Origin of the sequence: Micromonospora mangrovicola, from assembly GCF_047200535.1 — a bacterium.
GTDB lineage: Bacteria > Actinomycetota > Actinomycetes > Mycobacteriales > Micromonosporaceae > Micromonospora.
Window position 1 is genome coordinate 1 of sequence record NZ_JBJZOG010000230.1, and the last position, 1,436, is coordinate 1,436.

Below are 1,436 nucleotides of genomic sequence, written 5' to 3' on the forward strand. Positions count from 1 at the left end.
AGGTTTCCCAGCGGGTGCAGCAGGTGTATGGGCAGACCACGGTCACGATTTCCGCGGACGCGGGTTGGCTGGCGGACAAGGCCCGGGTGTATCCGGTGACGGTCGACCCGACGATCAAGGTGCAGCCGGTGCCGACCGATGCCCAGGATGTGGGGATCTACTCCGGGGCGACGACGACGAACTACAACGACACGTACCAGTTGAAGGTGGGTACGACCTCCAGCCAGGTGTGGCGGTCGTTGTTCAAGTTCAACCTGGACTCGATTCCGGCGAACATGCCGATCGATGATGCGCAGTTGCAGTTGTACTACTCGCAGACGCACACGGACTGGGCGTACGACGTGCCGATGGAGGCGCGTCGGGTGACGGCGGACTGGGACGAGTCGACGGCGACGTGGTCGACGATGAACGCCAAAATGGCTGGTGTGCCGGCGGGCAACGTCGTCACGAAGGATGACGGGGACTCCGGCACGTCGGTGACGGGGTCGTGGCCGTACTCGGGCAACGCCACGTTGACCCCGTTGGCGATCAACGGGGACTACCGGTACAACAACGACGCCACCACGGGCGACAAGCACACCTGGGTGCCGACGATCACCGAGGCGGGTGACTACCAGGTTGAGGTGCACTACGTGGGTGCCTCGGACCGGCCGACGAACGCCCCGTACACGGTTTACTACAACGGCGGGTCGAAGACCTACACCGTCGACCAGAGCACCCCGGCCAGCCAGGGTGCGTGGGTGACGTTGGGGACGCATCCGTTCGCCGCGGGCACGACCGGCAAGGTGGTGCTGGGTGACGTGTCCGGCAAGGCGGCGATCGCGGACGCGGTGCGGTTCACCAAGGCCGGCGCGGTGAAGGCGTATGGCAAGTCGAGCGTGTGGAACTCGTTCCCGGTGCGCAACGTGGTGCAGGACTGGGTCAACGGCACCTACGCCAACTACGGGTTCATGGTCAAGGCCCTCGATGAGGCGACGAAGGGCCGGGGCGGGCCGATCTACGAGGCGTCGGAGTACGCGTACAACAATGACCGCCGCGACTACAACCTGCCCAAGCTGGTGGTCACCTACGGCCGCCCGGGTGTGGCGGTGAACCCGCCGACCACCATCACCTCGACCGGTGCGGTGCTGGACTGGCCGGCGTATGTCGACCCGTCGACGGCGACGGGCGACGACATTGTGGAGTATCAGGTGCACCGCAGCGTGCACCAGAACTTCACCCCGAGCGCGGCGACGCTGGTCGCGCCGGTGTCGGCGGCCACGCGCACGTATCAGGACACGACGGCGGTGCCGACGGCGGCGGACAACACCGACCCGATGGCCCGCAAGTTCTATTACTACCAGGTGGCGGTGAAGACCCGCGACGGTGAGGTGATCGCCGGGCCGACGCAGCCGGCGATGCTGCCCAAGGCCGGGCAGATCACCCGGATCTACCGG

General features: G+C 66.4%; 1 protein-coding gene. It reads left to right on the forward strand.

Annotated features, from left to right (window positions below):
- Positions 1–14: 14 nt before the first annotated feature.
- The coding region (locus tag ACL02O_RS34185) for a golvesin C-terminal-like domain-containing protein (protein ID WP_412822318.1) at positions 15–1,436 on the forward strand (1,422 nt) is incomplete at its 3' end.